The sequence below is a fragment of the Agromyces mediolanus genome (genome assembly GCF_014648575.1).
Classification (GTDB): Bacteria; Actinomycetota; Actinomycetes; order Actinomycetales; family Microbacteriaceae; genus Agromyces; species Agromyces mediolanus.
Window position 1 is genome coordinate 254,956 of sequence record NZ_BMRJ01000001.1, and the last position, 18,363, is coordinate 273,318.

Consider the following 18,363-nt stretch of genomic DNA (forward strand, 5'->3'; position numbering starts at 1 on the left):
AGATGGATCGCACGAGCGTCGACTGGCACGGCTACATCCCGGCCATCACGACCCCGTTCACCCGGGACGGCGACTTCGACGTCGCCGCCTTCGAGGGGCAGATGGGCTGGCTGGCCGACGAGGGCATGCACGGCGTCATCCTCGCCGGGACCTCGGGTGAGTGGTTCAGCCTGAACGAGGACGAGCGGGCCGAGCTGTTCGCACAGGGCGCCCGGCTCGGCGCCGGCATGCGCGTGCTCGGCGGCTGCAACGCCTTCACCGCGGCCGAGGCGATCCGGCACGCCCGCGCCGCCGAGCGGGCCGGGCTCGACGGCATCCTGCTCACCCCGCCGCCGTACCTCGTGCCCAGCCGCGCCGAGATCGTCGAGTTCTACCGCGAGGTCGCCGCCGGCACCGAGCTGCCGATCTGCGTCTACAACTGGCCGCGCGGCTGCATCGTCGACCTCGACGTCGACACCCTCGGCGAGCTCGCCGAGATCGACAACGTCGTGGCGATCAAGAACTCCACGGGGAACTTCGCCGGCTTCCTCGCGGGCCTCTACGCCCTCGGCGACCGGGTGCGCTACTTCGGCATCCCGACGAGCGAGCTCGGCGCCGACCTCGCCGCCCTCGGCCGCGGCGACGGCCTGATGGGCTCCGGCGCCCCGCTCGGCCGCGACCACCCCGACTTCTGGAACGCGCTCGCCGCCGGCGAGCGCGAGCGCGCCATCGAGCTCGGCGCCCGCGACCGGGTCGTCATGACCCGGTGGTTCGGCCCCGACTACGGCGCGAAGTTCGGCAACCAGCAGGCGATCATGAAAACGGCGCTGCGCCTCCGCGGCGTCTCGGCCGGCTACGTCCGGCGCCCCCTCCTCGAGCTCGACGACGCGCAGGTCTCGATCGTCCGCTCGACCCTCGAGGACCTGGGGATCGCGACCGTTCCACTCTCGTGAGCGAGCGATACGACAGCATCGTCGTCGGCGGCGGACTGCTCGGCGCCGCGCTCGCCTGGATGCTCGCCCGCGAGGGCGCCCGGGTGGCGCTCCTCGAGCGCGACCAGCTGAACCAGCACGCCTCCGGCCAGAACGCGGGCAGCCTGCACTTCCAGCTCGAGTACCGCATGGTCGAGCACGGCTGGGAGTCGGCGCGCACCGCCGCCGAGGCGATGCCGCTGCACCTCGAGGCCGCCCGCGAGTGGGCGGCGCTCGGCGACGAGCTCGGCGAATCCCTCGGGGTCGCCCAGCAGGGCGGCTTCATGCTCGCCGAGACGGCCGAGCAGGTGGAGGTGCTGCGGCGCAAGACCGCGCTGGAGCAGGAGTGGGGCCTCGACGTGCGCCTCCTCGACGGCGACGAGGCCCGCCGCCTCGCCCCGTACCTCTCCGACTCGGTGCTCGCCGCCGCGTTCTGCCCGCTCGAGGGCAAGGCCGACACCCGCATCGCCGGCCCGGCGCTCGCCCGCGGCGCGCTGCGGCTCGGCGCCGAGGTGCGCACCCGCACCGAGGTCGTCGACCTGGTGCCCGCCGGCTCCGGCTGGGCGGTGCACGCGGTCGAGCGCAGCGAGGCGGGGGAGCGGAGGCTCCGCCTGGAGGCCGACACGGTGATGCTCGCCGCCGGGGTCTGGACGACCCGGCTCGGGCAGCTCCTCGACGTCTCGCTGCCGACCATCCCGCTCGCGCTCATGATGAGCGTCAGCGCCCCGACCGCGCCGTTCGTGCCGCACCTCGTGCAGCACGCCGGCACGAAGCTCTCCCTGAAGCAGACCGGCAACGGCACCGTGCTCATCGGCGGCGGCTGGCCCGCCCGCCTGCCCCTCGCCGCCGACGGCACGCCCGACCTGGACAGCAGGCCGACGCTGCTGCAGTCCTCCCTCGTCGGGAACGCCGCCGCCGCGATCGGCGTCGTGCCGCGCACCGCCTCGCTGCCGATCGTGCGCAGCTGGGTCGGCACGACGACCGTCACCCCCGACCAGCTGCCGCTCGTCGGGCAGGTGCCCGGCCGACCCGGGGTGTTCGTCGCGACGGGCGGCTCGGCCTTCACCCTCGGGCCGAGCTTCGCCCGCTCGCTCATCGCCCTCGCCGACGGGCGGCCGCCCGGCATCGATCTGCACCCCTACGACCCCGCACGATTCGAAAGGCTGAGCCATGCCCGACGCTGAGGCCACGAGCGGGCGCGCCGCGCGCCTGCCCTCGGAGCGCGGCGAGCCCGCGGAGATCACCGTCGACGGTCGCCCCGTCGGCTGCTTCGCCGGCGAGACCGTCGCCACGGCGATGCTCGCCGCCGGGGTGCCCGCGTTCTCGCACCGCAACGGCGAGCCGCGCATCCCGCTCTGCAACATGGGCACCTGCTTCGAGTGCGGCGTGACCGTCGACGGCGTGCCGCTCACCCGCGCGTGCCTCACCACCGTGCGCGACGGCATGCGCGTCGAGACGAGCGAGCGATGAGCGCCGCCCACGACCTCGTCGTCGTCGGGGCCGGTCCCGCGGGTGCCGCGGCCGCGCTCGCCGCCGCCGACGCCGGCCTCGACGTGCTCGTCGTCGACGAGCAGCGCGCCGCGGGCGGGCAGATCCTCCGCACCACGCCGCCGGAGTTCGGCGGGCGCCGGAAGCTGCCGACCGGCTACCCCTGGGCCGGCGAGCTCCTCGACCGCGCACGCTCGCACCCGGGCATCGCCTGGCGGCACGGCGCGACCGTGTTCGGCATCCTGCCGGTCACGGCGGATGCCTCGTCGGCGGGTGGCGCGGATGCCTCGGCCGGGCCCGGCTCGGCGGATGGCGCGGATGCCTCGGCCGGGCCCGCTTCGGCGGGCTTCGACGTGCTGACGAGCGATCCGGCCGATCCCGCCGGCTCCGGCCGCGTGCGCGCGCGACGGGTGCTCATCGCCTCCGGCGCCTACGACATGCCCGTGGCGATCCCCGGCTGGACGCTGCCCGGCGTGATGATGGCGGGCGCGGTGCAGGGTTTCCTGAAGTCGCAGCGCCTGCGCGTCGCCGACCGCGTCGTGCTGGCCGGCTCCCACCCGCTCCTGCTCATCGTCGCCGACCAGCTGCTCGCGGCCGGGGCGCGGATCGAGGAGGTCGCGATCGCGCGAGGCATCCCGTCGCCCGTCGAGCTGCTGCGGGCGCTGCCCGCCGTGCCCGGTCACGTGCGCCTCCTCGGCGAGCTCGCCGGCTGCGTGCTGCGGCTGCTGCGGGCCGGCGTGCGGATCTCGACCGGCACGGTGCCGACCGAGGTGCTCGGCGACGGCCGCGTGCAGGGGGTGCGGCTCGCCCGCGCCGACCGCGGCTGGCGGCAGACCGGCCCGGCGCGGACCGTCGAGGCGGACGCGCTCGTGCTCGGCTACGGCTTCCACCCCTCGACCGAGCTCGCCCGCCAGCTCGGCTGCGCACTCGATTGGGACTCGGCGCAGGGCGGCTGGATCGTGCGCCACGATGCGCAGCTCGAGACGACCGTCCCCGGCGTGCACGTCGCGGGGGAGCCGAGCGGTGTGGCCGGCGCCGAACAGTCCCGGGCGGAGGGCGAGCTCGCCGGCCTCACCATCGCCGCGGCCCTCGGCCGCCCCGTGCCCGAGCGCGCGCTCGCCGGCGCCCGGCGACGCATCCGCTCGGCCTCGCGCTTCTCCGGAGTGGTGCAGCGGATGTTCGCCCCGCGCCGCGAGGCCCTGCTCGAGCTCGCGACGCCCGCGACGGAGATCTGCCGCTGCGAGACGGTGACGCGGAGCACGATCGACGGCTTCCTGGACGAGAACCCCTTCGCCGGCACCGCGGATGCCGTGAAGCTCGCCTGCCGCAGCGGCATGGGCCCGTGCCAGGGGCGGTACTGCGAGTCCGCCGTCGCCGGCCTCGTCGCGAAGGCGCGCGGCACCGGCGTCGGCGAGGCCGGCCGCTTCGCCGCGCACATCCCGGTGAAGCCGGTGCCGCTGCAGGCCTACGTCGCCCTCGCCGACGACCCAGCGGAGGTTCCCTGAGCCTGTGGTTCCCTGAGCCTGTCGAAGGGAACTGCGTGTTGGTTCCCTGAGCCTGTCGAAGGGAACTGCGTGTTGGTTCCCTGAGCCTGTCGAAGGGGACGCCGTGTTGGTTCCCTGAGCCTGTCGAATGGAGCAGCGCCCCGTCCCGCTTCGACAAGCTCAGCGAACCAACGCCCGCTTCGACAGGCTCAGCGAACCAACGCCCGCTTCGACAAGCTCAGCGAACCAACGCCCGCTTCGACAGGCTCAGCGAACCAACCTCCGCTTCGACAGGCTCAGCGAACCAACCCGCGCTTCGACAGGCTCAGCGAACCAACCCGCGCTTCGACAAGCTCAGCGAACCAACCCGTGGTTCCCCAGCCCCGCCCAGCGAACCATCCACCGCGGCAAGCCGTCAGTCTTTGCGGGTGCCGGCGCCGACGCACCCGCAAATACTGACGGCAAGCCGGCCGGACCCCGCCCCCGAGGTGGCCGGATGTCGCGGGAGGACGGCAGCCATGCCCGCGCGCTCGGGCCCGCGACGCAGCAGAATGGGCGGGTGACTCGCCGGGGGATCATCCTGTTCGCCGCGCTCGGGATCGCGTGGGGCATCCCCTACCTCTTCATCAAGGTGGCGGTGTCGGAACTCGACCCGGGCATGGTCGTGCTCGCGCGCTCGGGGCTCGCGGCCATCCTGCTGCTGCCGCTCGCGCTCTTCCGCCACCAGGTCTGGCCCGTGCTGAAGCGGTGGAAGCCGATGCTCGCGTACACGCTCGTCGAGATCGTGTTCCCCTGGTACTTCCTGAGCTCCGCCGAGCAGCACCTGCCGAGCTCGACCGCGGGACTCCTGCTCGCGGCCGTCCCGCTCGCGGGCGTCGCGATCGCCTTCCTGATGGGCCGCCCGGAGCGCCTGTCCGGAGTGAACTGGCTCGGCATCCTGCTCGGCATGCTCGGCGTCGCCGCGCTCGTCGGCCTCGACGTCGCGGGCTCCGACCTCTTCGCCGTGGCGGAGATGGGCGTCGTGGTGGTGGGCTACGCGCTCGGCCCCGCCATCCTCGCCCGCTGGATGTCCGATCTGCCGGGCGTCGGCATCGTCGCCGTCTCGCTCGCGGGGGCGGCCGTCGTGTTCGTGCCGTTCGTGCTGCTCACCGGCGGGGTGCCGACGAGCTGGCCCTCGACGGAGGTCGTCGTGGCGGTGCTCGTGCTCGCGGTGGTCTGCAGCGCGCTCGCGTTCCTGCTGATGGTCGGGCTCATCGCCGAGATCGGCCCGGTGAAGGCGACGACGATCACCTACGTGAACCCCGCGGTCGCGATCGTCGCGGGCGTGCTCGTGCTCGGCGAGCGGGTCACGGTGTGGACGGTGGTCGGCTTCGTCCTCGTGCTGCTCGGCTCCTACCTCGTGACCCGACATCGGCAGGATGCCTCGGTCGGGGAAGCAATCGCCCCGCCGGAGCGTTCCACCTCTGCATGACGACCCTCGGAATCATCGGCGCAGGACACATCGGCAGTCAGATCGCCCGAGCGGCGGTGGCGAACGGCTATGAGGTCGTGATCGCCAACTCGCGCGGCCCGGAGACGCTCGCGGAGCTCGTGGCCGAGCTCGGCCCGCAGGCGCGCGCGGCCACCGCGGAGGAGGCCGCGGCGGCGGCGGACCTCGCGGTGGTGACCGTGCCGTTCAAGGCGTACCCGTCGGTGCCGGTCGAGCCGCTCGCCGGCAAGATCGTGATCGACACGAACAACTACTACTGGGAGCGCGACGGGCACGTCCCCGTCCTCGACGAGGGGCGCGACACCGTGAGCGGCATGCTCCAGGCGCACCTGCCGACGAGCCGGGTCGCGAAGGGCTTCAACCACATCACCGCCGCCGACATCACCACCGAGGGGCGCCCGGCCGGTGCCCCGAACCGTCGCGCGCTCGCCACCGCGAGCGACTACGAGGATGCCGCGGCCGCCGTCGCCCGGATCTACGACGAGTTCGGCTACGACACCGTGAACGTCGGGCCGCTCGCCGAGAGCTGGCGGGTCGAGCGCGATCAGCCCGCGTACTCGGCCGGCGCGCAGGGCCGTGAGGAACTCGTCGCGAACCTCGCGAAGGCCGAGCGCGCCGCGTAGGCGCGCTCGAGCCTGCTGCGCGCTCGGGCGTCAGTCGCGCTGCTCGGAGGCCAGGATCACGAGCGGTGACGTCGGGAACGCGATCGTCTGGGTGCTCTCGTAGACGAGCACGACGGCATCGTCGACGACCCGCGCGGTGAACCCGGTCTCGCCGAAGAGTCCCGACGGGATCTCCCAGCTCTCGGTGCTCTCGCCCGTCTCCGGGTCGATGCGGTTCAGTGCGGTGTCGCCGTTCACGAGGCCGATGCTCAGCGCGTACAGCTCGCCGTCGGTGCCGATGCTCACGTCCTGCAGGGTCGCCGTGAACGGCGCCGGCGGCGTCGTGCGCCAGCGCTCCTCGCCGGTGACGAGGTCGTAGCCGACGAGGTCGAGCGAGCCGCCGTCGGGATCCTTCGCGCCGGTGACGAGCAGATCGCCGACGACCTCGTAGGCGCCGTGGCCGTCCGTGAGCCCCGCCGCGAAGTCGACCGGCGTGGCCGGTGAGATCGGCGCCGGCATCCGCCCGGTCTCGGGGTCGAGACGGCCGAGCACCGCGCTGCCGTCGGCGAGCTCGGCGATGGCGAGCACGCCCGGTTCGCGGTCGTCGACGAAGAGGAACGGGTCGGCTGCGTCGAGTTCGCCGACCCCGAGCGCGGCGTTGCCGTCGATGGTGTCGCCGAACTTCCAGACCACCTCGGCCTCGGTGCCGTCGACACGGATGCCGTAGACGTCGGAGGCGGGCGCGTCGCCGATCAGCTCGCCGTGCAGCAGGGTCGTGACGAGCAGCCCGGATTCGGGATCGACGGCGAGCGAGCTGACGTGCGCCCGCCCGCTGTCGTCGCTGAAGGCTCCCAGCTCGGCGGAATCGAGGACGCCCTCGGGCTCGCCCGTCTTCGGGTCGAGGAAGCCGAGCCCGTGGTACGCGGTGACGAACCATAGCCGGCCGTCGACGGCCGCGGTGCCGGTGACCTGCTCGTAGCTCTTCGTGCCCTGGTATTCCGCCGTCACGAACTCGAAGCCGTCGACCGCCTCGCCGCTCTCGAGGTCGTAGACGACGAAGCGCGAGCAGGGCCCGCCGCCCTCGATACCGGTGAGCAGCACGAGCCGCTGCTCGGAGAGGAAGTACGGCTCGCCGCACGGACCCCAGTCGGCCGGGCCGCCGGAAACGGACCAGGCTTCGTCGAGGGTGGCCCGGTCGAACACCGTGAGCGTACCGGCCGGCGCCGAGGCGACGGCGATCCAGCGCTCGGAGATCGAGACGCCCGGCTGCATGATCGGACTCGTGCTGCGGTCGACCTCGCTGACCTGCGGCGCCTGGTACACCACCTCGAGTTCGCCCGCCGGGAGCGGCGGGGTCGCTGCCGCGCTCGGCGGTGCGCTCGGCGTGGGCGTGGCGGTCGGCGGGGCGGTGCACGCCGTGAGGGCGGCGAGCGCGAGCGCGCACGAGGCGAGCGCGGTGGTGCGAAGCTTCGACATATGTCCCCCGTCTGGCATCCCCAGTGCTGGCGGCCTCTACTGTAGCCGTTCCGGGAATCGGCGGGCGAGCGCCGACTGCAGCCAGCCGCTCACGATCTCGTCGTAGGCGCGGGCGGCGGCGGTCTGGGGCGCGGGTTCGTCGCCCGGCCACTCGGCGAGGGCGTGCTCGACGCCGGGCACGTAGCGCACCTCGGCGAGCTCGAGCCGGTCGAATGCGCGAACCGCGTCGAGGAAGGGCGCCTCGTCGGCGTCGCCTTCGACGATGAGCAACGGGGTGCCGAGCCTGCGGAGCTCGTCGGCGCGGGCCACGAAGTCCATGCGGGCGGCGACGGCGCTCGAGGCATCCGTCCAGCGGTAGGGCTCGGGCAGGAACTCGGCCATCGCGTCGACCATGGGCCGCAGCCGCAGCATCGGGTTCACGAGCACCGCGGCGCGGAGGCCGAGCGCTGCGCCGTGGGTCACGGCGACCTCGGCGGCGACCGACGCGCCCGCGGAGCCGCCGAGGACGACGAGGGGTGCCTCGGGGGCGGCGCCGAGCCGTTCGCGGAGCTCGGCGAGCGCGCCCGGGAACTCGTCGTTCGCCTGCTCGTGCATGGGCCCGAAGAACTCGGTGACCAGATCGATGCCGCTGCCGAGCAGCGCCTCGAAGCCGTCGTGCACGGCGCGCGCCCCGCTGAGCGGCAGGCCGAGGCAGAGGAGGTGCGCGTCGAGACCGGCGAGCGGCAGCGCCGAGGCCATGGCGGCGGGCGTGTTCGGCGGGTCGAGCAGGTGCCAGGCGGCCACAACGGGGGCGTCGGGATGCCTCGCCGCGCGCGCCGTGTAGGGGACTCCGCCGCTCGTCGTGCCCGAGATCTCGCTCATGGGGTGACGCTACCCGCGGCCGCCGACACCCCTCAACCGTCGTGCACGTCGAGCGAGACGAGCACGGTGTCGCCCTCGCCCACCTGTTCGGCGCGGAGCACCGCCCGCTTCAGCGGCAGCACGTAGACCCCGCCGCTCGGGAAGATCGAGGTGCTCCAGGTGCTGCCGCCGAGCGAGACCGTGACCTTGACCGCCCCGAAGCCGCGGGGCATGCGCGGCTGCTCGGAGATGTCGGCGCTCGGCTCGGGCGGCACATCGACGAAGAACCAGTTGCGCCGGGCCTCCCACTCGTAGATCTCGGCCTCGAATCGGATGCGCATGCGCCGAGCGTAGCGGCCGCCGCCGACGTCGCTACCGCGCGGCGGCGAGAATCTCCCGGTGCAGGGCGAGCAGCGCGGCGGTGCGCTCGGCGGGCCCGCGGCCGAAGCCGCACTCGGTGCCGATGCCGAATTCGGCGACGCCCGCGGCGGCGAACGCCTCGCGCGCGGGGGCGAGGCGGGCGAGCGCGCCGTCGACCCCGTCCTCGTGGTGCACGAGCCCGAGGAACGGCGTCGTCGCGGCGGTCAGCGCCCAGCCGGCGAGCGGGGCCGCGTAGGCGGCATCCGTCCGCTCGATCGGCACCGGCAGGTGCACCCAGTCGATGCGGCGGGAGACGGCGGCACCGAGCGCGTTGGCGACGGCGACGAGGCGGCCGGCGTCCTGCGGCTCGACGAAGTGCTTCTCGCCGACGTCGCCGTAGCAGAGGTGGAAGCCGAGTTCGGCGCCCGCCGGCACGGCGTCGGCGAGCTCGGCGGCGAGGCGCGCGACCTCGGTTGCGAGCGCGTCGGCGCCGCGGTCGTCGGCTGCACCGTCCGCGGCCGCGAAGAAGGCCTCGAGCGGACCGCCGCCCAGGCTGATCCCCTCGAGGTAGGCGAACTCGGTGGCGAGGTCGAGCTGCACCGCGAGCTCCTCGGCGGGGATCGCCGCCGCGATCGCGCGCAGCTCCCCGACGAGCGCCGCGGCGTAGGCCGGATACACGGCGGCGCGATCGTCCGGCGCCACGAAGCTCGTCACCGGCGCGAGCGGCGACGGCAGGCAGACCTGGAAGCGGGTGCCGTCGGGGATGACGCCCGCCTCCCGCAGCCGCACGAACTCGGCGTGGCTCTCGATCGCGGCGGCGGCGTAGCCGAGCGGGCCGAACGACAGTTCCTCGGCCGGCACCGTGCCGTCGAGCAGGAGCGGCCGCAGGTCGAAGCCGGCGACGACGATCGGGTCGATGGGCGCGCGCACGAGCCCGGCGACGCGGTCGAACGCGGCGCCCTGGAACAGGATCCAGTGGAAGCGCTCGCCCACCTCGCCGTCGGGGATGCGGGGCAGCGCCGCGCCGAGCTCGCCCGCCGCCAGGCGGAAGACAGCCTCGGCGGTGGGCTGGTTGACGGATCCGACGAGGTGCGCGCCGGCGACGCGGGGGAGCTGAGGCATCCGATCAGCCTAGTCCGGCGCAGAGGTCCGAATTCCGCTGTCCGATGCGGCTCCCGCCCGCCGCGGCGCGGCGAGAATGGGGGCATGACCCGCCGCCATGCCACCCTGCCGACCGCGCTCGGCGAGCTGCTCGTCGTCGCGGACGCGGGCGGGATCGCCGGGCTCTACTTCCCGGCGCACTGGCACCCGCCGGCCGCGGGCTCGCTGGGGGCGTCGGCGGATGCCTCGGCCGACCCGCTGCTCACGGAGCTCGCGCGGCAGCTCGACGACTACCTCGCCGGGCACCGCCGCGACTTCGACGTGCCGATGGATCCGGCCGGCGACGAGTTCGAGCACCGGGTGTGGGGGATGCTTCGGGAGATCCCGTTCGGCGAGACCACGACGTACGGCGAGCTCGCGCTCCGGCTCGGCGACCGGAACCTGGCCCGCATGGTGGGGCGCGCGGTCGGCCACAACCCGATCAGCATCCTGGTGCCGTGCCACCGGGTCGTCGGCGCCGACGGCTCGCTCACGGGCTATGCGGGCGGGCTGGAGCGCAAGCGCACGCTGCTCGAGCTTGAGGGCGCCGAGGTGGTGGCGCAGCGGCGGCTGTTCTGAGCCCTCGCAGCGTTGGCACTCTCCTGGGTCGAGTGCTAATCTGACTGTGTTGAGTCGATGCGACTCAACTCTGAAACCTCGGGCCGCTCACCCGCGGCCCGCACCGAGTGAGAGGAGACGCTCATGGCACTGACCTGGGACCCGTTCCGCGACCTCGACCGGCTCGCGGCCACCATGCTCGACTCGCGGCAGGGGCCGCGCATGATGCCGATCGATCTGCACCGCGACGGCGATCACTACGTGCTCTCCGCCGATCTCCCCGGCGTCGACCCGGGCTCGATCGACATCGACATCGACGGCCAGCTGCTGACCATCCGCGCCGAGCGCACGCTGCGCGGCGACGAGGGCGTGAAGTGGCTCGCGCACGAGCGGCCGAGCGGCTCGTTCCTCCGCCAGCTCAGCGTCGGCGAGGGCATCGACACCGCGTCGATCAGCGCGCACTACGACAACGGCGTCCTGAGCGTGCTGCTGCCCGTGTCCGAGCGGGCGAAGCCGCGCAAGGTCGAGGTGCGTCAGGCCGCCGGCGCGGACGCACCCAAGGAGGTCGCGGCGAGCTGAGCCGCGGCGAGACGGAGAACGGGGCGGTGCGCACGGCGCACCGCCCCGCTCCGTTCCTGACCGTCCGGCTATCGCATCGCGCGGCGGCGACGGATGCCGAGGCCGGCGAGGAGTGCGCCGAGCGCGAGCACGAGCGCACCGAGTCCGGCCCAGAGCCCGGCCGGAATGCCGGTCTCCGCGAGGTCGCCGGACGACGAGCCGCCGCCCTGGCCGGTGCCCGGCCCGCCCGTTCCGGGCTGACCCGTTCCGGGCTGACCCGTCCCCGGCCCGCCAGTACCTGGACCGCCCGTGCCCGGCCCCTCGGCCGCCCGCACCGTCACCGTCGCCTGGGCGGTGAGCAGCTCGGCGCCGTCCGCGGCCACCAGCCAGGCCGGTCGCTGCAGCTCGCCCGTGGCGGCGTAGTCGCCCGCGCGGGCTCCGTCGTATCCCGCGAGCGACCAGGCGACGGGCAGCTCGTGATCGGCCCCGTCCTCGTCGCGGACGACGACCGTCGCGGGCAGCGCGGCGAGCGCCTCGGCCTCGCTCGTGCCGTGGTCCACGGTCACCGGGTCGACGGCGGCGACCGTGCGCTCGGCGGTGAAGTCGGGCTCGTCGCCCACGAGGGCACGGTACACCATCGCCGAGACCGGCGCGAGGTCGGACACGTCGTACTCCGCCCCGGCGAAGCCGTTCGGCGGGCTGACGACCGGCGAGTGGCGCATGTTCGTGAGGATCGTGATCGTCATCTGGTGCAGCGGGTCGATCACGGTGAGCGTGCCCGTCCACCCCTGGTGGCCGTAGGTGCTGCGGCTCGGGCCCCAGTTGAAGTAGTAGTACGCGGCCGCGTTCTGCGAGTGCAGGCGCCAGCCGAGCCCGATGGTCGAGGCCCCGAGCCCGGAGGGGCTCACCGCGAAGGGCTGCACGAAGGCATCCGCCACGTCCGTCGGGAAGTACTCGCGACCGTCGTAGACGCCGCCGTTCAGCATGAGCTGCGTGAGCACGGCCATGTCGCCCGCGGTCGAGAACAGCCCGGCGTGGCCGGCGACGCCGCCCATCGAGTAGAACGCCTTCTCGTCGTGCACCTCGCCGCGCAGGGTCTCGTGGCGCATCGGCACCGGGGTGCCGTCGCCCTGCACGCCGAACGTCACGTTGCCGTCGCGGGTGTTGCCGTTCAGCTCGGTCGCGGCGATGCGGGCCGGGTCGACGCCGGCCTCGAGCGGGCGGAAGCCCGTGTCGGCGAGCCCGAGCGGGCCGTAGAACTCCTGCTCCAGGTAGACGTCGAGGCGCTGGCCCGTGATCTGCTCGACGAGCAGGCCGAGGATCATGTAGTCGACGTCGCTGTACGCGAAGACCGTGCGCGGGGTGTAGCGCAGCGGCGTCCGCGAGATCGCGTCGATGATGCCGGCGCGCTGGTCGGGGTCGTCGTTCTGGTACCAGAGGCCGCCGGCCGAGGTGAGGTTCGGGTACTCGGGGTCGGGGATCATGCCGCCGACGTGGTGCAGGATGTCCCGGATCGTGACGGTCTCCTTGCCGGTGTAGACGGCGGGGATGCCGCCAGGACCGCCGACCGTCCACTTGCCCGTGTACTCGGAGTTCGCGTCGGTGAAGTCCTCCCAGCCGGGGAAGCTCTGCAGGGTGCGGTCGAGGTCGAGCCGGCCCTCGCCGACGAGGCGCTGGATGGCGTAGTTCGTCGCGTACATCTTGCTGTTCGAGGCGAGGTCGAAGATCGTGTCGCTCGTCGCGGGGGTCCACTCCGATTCCGGCAGCAGCGCCGCGGGCACGGTCTCGCCGTCGGGGCCGGTGCTCGTCGAGTACTTCTCGGCGAAGCCCCAGGCGTCGTCCTTCACGAGGCGTCCGTCCTTGGTGACGGAGACGGCGACGGCGGGACCGCCGGCGTCGACCTGGCGCTGCACGAAGGCGTCGAGCTCGGCGAGCTTCGCCTCGTCGAAGCCCACGCTCGCGGGGGCCGCTTCGACGAGGCGGTCGTGCGCGACGCGCTGCGGCTCGAGCAGGTAGGTGCCGTTCGGGTGCACGAGGGTGCCGAGCTGCAGGGTGCGCTCGATGGCGCCGAGCGAGAGGTAGTACTCGCCGCCGTCGCGGAAGCCCTCGACGTCGTCGAAGACGAGCTCCGTGTAGGCGTTCAGCATGTTCCCCGTGACGTTCGAGCCGATGCGGTTCGTGTCGACGGCGATCTCGAAGTAGTCGCGGCCGCGGTACAGGGTCAGGATGTCGAGGCTGCCGGTCGGCGAGCCGTCGAAACGGTAACCGTTCTTGCCGTACTGGTAGCGGAGGTCGACGAGCTCGGCGAGGGCGCTCACCGGCAGGTAGGCGCGGCGGTCCTGCACGCGGAGCTTCGCGGGGTCGATCTCGATCGGCGCGCCGTAGACGCGGGGGTCGCCGTCGACGAGCCAGACCTCGGCACTGCCGCCCTCGGCCTGGACGTAGCGCAGGTCGTCGGCGAAGGCCGAGTCGCCCGTGACGCGCAGCCCGACGGTGCCGTCGATCGGCGCGTCGAAGGCGAAGCTCGTGACCTCGCCGTAGGCGTCGGCGCCGACCTCGGTCGAGCTGGGGGCGGTGCCGTCGAGCAGCTGCGCGGTGACGGCGCCGGACGGGCTGGCGGTGGCGTCGCTGTAGTGCACGACGAGGCCGGGCGGCGCGGCGGCCTGGGCCGCGGGTGCGTCGACGAGCAGGGCGAGGGCGAGCGAGCTCGCCGCGACGACGGCGAGCCGTCTCATGATCTTCACGTTGAATGCTCCAGTGCGTTCTGACGGGAATCGTGTCGGCGGGTACGCCGCATCGGCGCCCGACCGGAGGGCTCGGGATCGGAGCCGGGGGAGTCGGCCGGGGGCGTTGATGGAAGAAATTATCAGAACTGATCGGATTGGTGAAGTATTTTTTCAGAGGTCCGATCCGCTGCGGTCGCGCCCCTCTGCCCAGCGGGCCGGGCGCTCAGCCGTCGAGCCGGTGCGCCTGCACGGCCTCGTAGGTGAGCCGCAGCAGCTCGCCCGCCCGGTCGATCTCGCCCTGGAGCAGTCGGACGACGAGGAAGTCGACGATCGCCATCTGCGCGAGCCGGCTCGACATGGCCCCGGTCCGGTACCGGGACTCCCTGGCGCTCGTCACGAGCAGCCGGTCGGCCGCGGCGGCGAGGGGCGAGTCGGGGTAGTTCGTGATCGCGACGGTCGTCGCGCCGCGGCTGCGGGCGAGCGCGAGCATCTGGTTCGGCTCGAGGGTCTGCCCCGAGTGCGAGATGCCGATCGCGACACTGCCCGGGCCGGTCAGGGCGAAGGAGGTGAGGGCGAGGTGCGCGTCGGTCCAGCAGAAGCTCGGGATGCCGATCCGGTGCAGCTTCAGCTGCAGGTCCTGGGCGGTGAGCCCGCTCGAGCCGGCGCCGAAGATGTCGATCCGCGGAGCCGTGCGCAGCGCGGCCACCACCGCGTCGAGGGCGTCGAGGTCGATGCCGCGCGCGGTCTCCTCGATCGCCCTCGCCTCCTGGTAGGCGACCTTCGTGACGACGTCGAGGGCGGAGTCCGAGGCGTCGATCTCGGCGTCGTCGACGCGGAACAGTTCGCGCGCGGCCTCCTCGCGGCTGTTCGCGGCGGCGATCGCGATGCGGAACTCCTTGTAGCCGGCGTAGCCGACGGCCCGGCAGAAGCGGGCGACGGAGGCGGGGGAGGTGTCGGCGAGCTCGGCGAGCCGGGTGATCGTGGACTCCACGACGACGGCCGGACGCTCGAGCACGAGCTCCGCGATGTGCCGCTCGGACTTGGACAGCTGCGGCATCCGTTGGCGGAGGGCGACGAACACGTCGGTCATGAGCGGCCTCCCACGGCGTCGGCGGCGCCCGAGCGGCGTCGCGGCCGGCGGGATGTGCGCCCACCGCGGGGCACCGGCCTGGAGTCGAATACTACCGATCCCGGCCCCGTGCGGCCGGGCACACGCGGGCGGCCGCGGAGCGGCGCGCTCATCGCCCGGCCGCCTCGGCGACACGGGCGCGGAGCGTGTGGATCGCGTCGGAGTCCCGCGAGGGGTGCACCCGGTTCACGAGCAGCACGAGCGAGCGGCGGCCGCCGGGCTCGGTCGCGAACGCGGTGCCGGTGAAGCCGGTGTGGCCCGCGGTCGACGGGCCGAGCCCGCGCATCCAGCCCTCGTCGAGCCGCGGCCCGAGGGCCTGGCCGAACCCCGGGTCGTCCGGCAGCGGGGCCGGCCGGGTCATGGCCTCGACCACCGACGGTGCGAGGCCCCGCCCGGCGTCCGCCGTGCCGCCGGTGCGCAGTGCCTCGGCGAAGCGCAGCAGGTCGGCCGAGGTGCCGAAGAGCCCGGCGTTGCCGCTCACCCCGCCGATGGCCGCCGCGGTCTCGTCGTGCACCTCCCCGTGCACGAGCCCGCGCCCGGGCTGCCACTCGGTCGCGGCGATCCGCTCGCGCAGCTCGGGCGCCGGCCGGAAGCCGGTCTCGCGCATGCCGAGGGGGTCGAGCACTCGGCGCTGCACCACGGCGTCGAGCGGGGCGGCGGCGAGCGCCTCGGCGGCGAGGCCGGCCCAGATGAAGCCGACGCAGGAGTACCGGTGGGCGGACCCGGCCGGCGCGACGGGCCGCGCCCCGGCGCGGAACCGCACGGCGCCGGGGTCGGGGGCGCGGTCGGGCCACTCGGGCGCGAAGCCCGCGGTGTGCGAGAGCAGCCGGGCGAGCGGGACCGTGCGGAGCGCCGGTTCGCGGAACTCGGGCAGCAGCTCCGCCGCCGGCAGCGCGGCGTCGAGGCCGCGGGCGTCGAGCTCGGCGAGCAGGGCGGCTGCGACGATCGGCTTCGTCACCGAGGCGAGGTCGAAGCGGGTGGATGCGCCGACGGCGGCATGCTCGCCGGTGCTCGCGACGCCGGGGGCGTCCCAGCGGCGCACGGTCCCCGCGTGGTGCTCGAGCTGCGGCACGCCGTCGACGGCGAGGATCGCGGACGCGGCCGAGCCGATGCCGCGGCGGAGGGCGTCGTCGACGAGCCCCTCGATGGTGACGGTTTCGCAACGCATATGAAAAAAATAATCCCTGAACTTCCCAAACGCGACACTTTTGTACATACTGAGTCGGAACCAGCCCGCCGAAGTGAAGGATTCAGCACCGCTGATGAGCACCAACGACCTCCTGCTCGATCGCCGAAACGACGGCGAGCGCCCGCTCTCGCCCACCGAGGAGCGGCTCGAGGCCTCGTCCGAGCTCGACGCGAAGTCGAGCCTCGAGGTGCTCCGCCTGCTGAACGCCGAAGACCGCGTCGCCGTCGAGGCCGTCGCCGCCGTGCTGCCCGAGCTCGCCGAGCTCGTCGACCTCGCCGCCGAGCGCTTCCGTCGTGGCGGCACCATCCACTACTTCGGCGCCGGCACCTCCGGGCGGCTCGGCGTGCTCGACGCCGCCGAACTCCTGCCCACCTTCAACCTCGAAGCCGGACGCGTCGTCGCGCACATCGCCGGCGGCCCGGCCGCCCTCGTGAACGCCGTCGAGGACGCCGAGGACTCCGAGGCCGAGGGGCGTCTCGCCGCCGCCGGCGTCGGACCCGACGACGTCGCCATCGGCCTCGCCGCGAGCGGCAACACCCCCTACGTCGGCGGCGCGCTCGCCGCGGCCCGCGCCGCCGGGGCCCGCACCGCGCTCATCTCCAGCAACCCGCACGCGGCCCTCGCCCCGCTGGCCGACGTCGACCTCGTGCTCGCCACCGGCGCCGAGGTGCTCACCGGCTCGACCCGGCTGAAGGCCGCGACCGCCGAGAAGCTCGTCCTGAACGGCTTCTCCACCGCGCTCATGGTCGCCGTCGGACGCACGTGGTCGAATCTCATGGTCGACGTCGTCGCGACGAACGACAAGCTCCGGCTGCGCACCGTGCGCATCCTCGAGCAGGCCACCGGCCTCGACCGCGACGCCGCCCTCGAACTGCTCGGCGCCGCCGGCGGCGAGCTGAAGACCGCGATCGTCGCGGCCAACGGCGGACTCGCCGTCGACGAGGCCCGGCGGCTGCTCGCCGCGCACGGCGGCGCGGTCCGAGACGCGCTCGCCGCGGCATCCCACTGACCTGCACCATCCCCCATGCACCACCACAACGAAGGAGAATCACGATGAGGCGACGTATCCTTGCGAGCGCGGCCCTCCTGGCCGGCTCCGCCCTCCTGCTCAGCGCGTGCGCGCCGAGCGGATCGAGCGGCGGCGAGCAGGCGACGGGCGACGACGTCACGCTGAAGGTCTGGTCCTGGCGCACCGAAGACGTCGAGGCGTACAACAAGATCTTCGACGTGTTCGAGGAGGAGCACCCCGGCATCACCGTCGAGTTCGAGGCGTTCCAGAACACCGAGTACAACCAGATCCTGACCACCGGCCTCGCCGGCAGCGACGGCCCCGACGTGCCCATGGTGCGCGCCTACGGCCAGCTGCAGCCGAACGTCGAGGCCGGCCAGCTCGAGCCCATCGACGGCGACGTCGACGGCCTCGACGCGATCGCCCCGAGCGTCATCGCCGGTGCGAAGGGCAAGGCCGACGGCAAGACCTACGCCGTCCCGCTCGCCACGCAGACGCTGCAGATGTTCTACAACAAGCAGATCTTCAAGGAGCAGGGCCTCGAGGTGCCCACCACCTGGGCCGAGTTCATCGACGTCCAGGAGAAGCTCCTCGCCGCCGGGATCACCCCGATGGCGCTCGGCGCGAAGGACGACTGGATCCTGCCGATCTTCGCCGACATCGTGGGCAGCGCCCGCTACGGCGGCTCGGAGTTCGAGCAGAAGGTGCTCTCCGGCGAGACCGACTTCAACGACCCCGACTACGTCGCGTCGCTCGGCATCATCACGGAGCTGCAGAAGTACCTCACCCCCGACGTCGTCGGCGTGAGCTACACCGACAGCCAGATCCAGTTCACCTCGGGCCAGGCCGCGCAGTTCCCGGGCGGCTCCTTCGAGATCGCCACCTTCCGCAACCAGGCGCCCGACCTCGAGTTCGGCTCCTACCAGGTGCCGGTCCCGGACGGCGCGGTCCTCGACGCCCCCGTCTCGCCGGCGTACGCCGACGGCAACTTCGCGATCAACGCCAAGTCGAAGAACAAGGAGGCGGCCCTCGAGCTGCTGAACTGGTTCGCGACGCCCGAGTTCGGCCAGCTCGTCGCCGACGAGCTGAACCAGTTCTCCGCGATCCCCGGCGTCGAGTACGAGGATGCCGTCATGAAGGAGGCGTGGGCGAACTACGAGGACGGCCAGGCGCCCTACCTCCTGCTCGTCGACTTCCGGTACGGTGAGCCGCTCGGCACCGCCGTGCTCGGCGCCGAGGTGCAGAAGATGTTCCTGGGGCAGACCGACGCCGCCGGCGCCGCCGCCGCGCTCCAGACCGGCATCTCGCAGTGGTTCACGCCCGGCGAGTGACCGCCTTCCCGAGTACCGCCCGATAGCGAGGAAC

At 73.4% G+C, this 18,363-nt stretch carries 17 protein-coding genes; 10 read left to right on the top strand and 7 right to left on the bottom strand.

Translation table 11 applies throughout. The annotated features are described in order from the left end of the window. Positions 1–2 precede the first annotated feature (2 nt). From IEY71_RS01145 to IEY71_RS01170, 6 genes are all read left to right on the top strand, one after another. On the top strand, positions 3–932 hold the full coding sequence (locus IEY71_RS01145; RefSeq protein WP_189083482.1) for a dihydrodipicolinate synthase family protein: 930 nt from the start codon (positions 3–5) through the stop codon (positions 930–932). After that, positions 929–2,134 carry an NAD(P)/FAD-dependent oxidoreductase gene (locus IEY71_RS01150; RefSeq protein ID WP_189083483.1) on the top strand — a complete coding sequence of 402 codons (1,206 nt, stop codon included), beginning with the start codon at positions 929–931 and terminating at the stop codon, positions 2,132–2,134. The genes IEY71_RS01145 and IEY71_RS01150 overlap by 4 nt, the downstream gene beginning before the upstream one ends. Then, entirely contained in the window at positions 2,121–2,420 is a 300-nt protein-coding gene (locus tag IEY71_RS01155) for a (2Fe-2S)-binding protein (protein ID WP_189083484.1), read from the top strand. The genes IEY71_RS01150 and IEY71_RS01155 overlap by 14 nt, the downstream gene beginning before the upstream one ends. After that, complete coding sequence (locus IEY71_RS18500) at positions 2,417–3,943, top strand: FAD/NAD(P)-dependent oxidoreductase (protein WP_189083485.1); 1,527 nt, start codon at positions 2,417–2,419, stop codon at positions 3,941–3,943. Before IEY71_RS01155 ends, IEY71_RS18500 begins: the two co-directional genes overlap by 4 nt. A 538-nt stretch (positions 3,944–4,481) precedes the next feature. Next, positions 4,482–5,393 carry a DMT family transporter gene (locus tag IEY71_RS01165; protein ID WP_189083486.1) on the top strand — a complete coding sequence of 304 codons (912 nt, stop codon included), beginning with the start codon at positions 4,482–4,484 and terminating at the stop codon, positions 5,391–5,393. Continuing rightward, entirely contained in the window at positions 5,390–6,034 is a 645-nt protein-coding gene (locus IEY71_RS01170; RefSeq protein ID WP_189083487.1) for an NADPH-dependent F420 reductase, read from the top strand. The genes IEY71_RS01165 and IEY71_RS01170 overlap by 4 nt, the downstream gene beginning before the upstream one ends. A gap of 30 nt (positions 6,035–6,064) precedes the next feature. Here IEY71_RS01170 and IEY71_RS01175 read toward each other — a convergent pair whose 3' ends face one another. Genes IEY71_RS01175 through IEY71_RS01190 form a run of 4 tightly spaced genes read right to left on the bottom strand, consistent with a single transcriptional unit; the run spans position 6,065 to position 9,811 of the window. Next, positions 6,065–7,489, bottom strand: a complete 1,425-nt coding sequence (locus tag IEY71_RS01175) for an NHL repeat-containing protein (RefSeq protein ID WP_189083488.1) — start codon at positions 7,487–7,489, stop codon at positions 6,065–6,067. 36 nt (positions 7,490–7,525) lie between these two features. Beyond that, on the bottom strand, positions 7,526–8,350 hold the full coding sequence (locus IEY71_RS01180; protein ID WP_189083489.1) for an alpha/beta hydrolase family protein: 825 nt from the start codon (positions 8,348–8,350) through the stop codon (positions 7,526–7,528). A 32-nt stretch (positions 8,351–8,382) separates the two neighbouring features. Further along, positions 8,383–8,670: a DUF1905 domain-containing protein gene (locus IEY71_RS01185; RefSeq protein ID WP_189083490.1), complete on the bottom strand. Its 288-nt coding sequence runs from the start codon at positions 8,668–8,670 to the stop codon at positions 8,383–8,385. A 31-nt stretch (positions 8,671–8,701) separates the two neighbouring features. Further along, a complete protein-coding gene (locus IEY71_RS01190) occupies positions 8,702–9,811 on the bottom strand; it encodes a hypothetical protein (protein WP_189083491.1) in 1,110 nt (369 codons plus the stop codon). An 84-nt stretch (positions 9,812–9,895) separates the two neighbouring features. On the opposite strand from IEY71_RS01190, the gene IEY71_RS01195 reads away from it, so the two are divergent. Together IEY71_RS01195 and IEY71_RS01200 are read left to right on the top strand one after the other, a co-directional pair. Next, complete coding sequence (locus IEY71_RS01195; RefSeq protein WP_189083492.1) at positions 9,896–10,408, top strand: methylated-DNA--[protein]-cysteine S-methyltransferase; 513 nt, start codon at positions 9,896–9,898, stop codon at positions 10,406–10,408. Positions 10,409–10,531: 123 nt separating this feature from the next. After that, on the top strand, positions 10,532–10,966 hold the full coding sequence (locus IEY71_RS01200; protein ID WP_189083493.1) for an Hsp20/alpha crystallin family protein: 435 nt from the start codon (positions 10,532–10,534) through the stop codon (positions 10,964–10,966). Positions 10,967–11,034: 68 nt separating this feature from the next. On the opposite strand, the gene pbp4b is transcribed toward IEY71_RS01200, so the two are convergent. From pbp4b to IEY71_RS01215, 3 genes are all read right to left on the bottom strand, one after another. Next, on the bottom strand, positions 11,035–13,680 hold the full coding sequence (pbp4b, locus tag IEY71_RS01205; protein ID WP_229781617.1) for a penicillin binding protein PBP4B: 2,646 nt from the start codon (positions 13,678–13,680) through the stop codon (positions 11,035–11,037). Between the two features lie 214 nt (positions 13,681–13,894). Further along, complete coding sequence (locus IEY71_RS01210; RefSeq protein WP_189083495.1) at positions 13,895–14,761, bottom strand: MurR/RpiR family transcriptional regulator; 867 nt, start codon at positions 14,759–14,761, stop codon at positions 13,895–13,897. 148 nt (positions 14,762–14,909) lie between these two features. Beyond that, entirely contained in the window at positions 14,910–15,968 is a 1,059-nt protein-coding gene (locus tag IEY71_RS01215) for a serine hydrolase domain-containing protein (protein ID WP_189083496.1), read from the bottom strand. Between the two features lie 94 nt (positions 15,969–16,062). Here IEY71_RS01215 and IEY71_RS01220 point away from each other — a divergent pair, with 94 nt between their 5' ends. Then, positions 16,063–16,998, top strand: coding sequence for an N-acetylmuramic acid 6-phosphate etherase (locus IEY71_RS01220; protein ID WP_189083497.1), 936 nt, complete (start codon positions 16,063–16,065; stop codon positions 16,996–16,998). Between the two features lie 44 nt (positions 16,999–17,042). After that, on the top strand, positions 17,043–18,329 hold the full coding sequence (locus IEY71_RS01225; RefSeq protein ID WP_189083498.1) for an ABC transporter substrate-binding protein: 1,287 nt from the start codon (positions 17,043–17,045) through the stop codon (positions 18,327–18,329). Positions 18,330–18,363 lie beyond the last annotated feature (34 nt).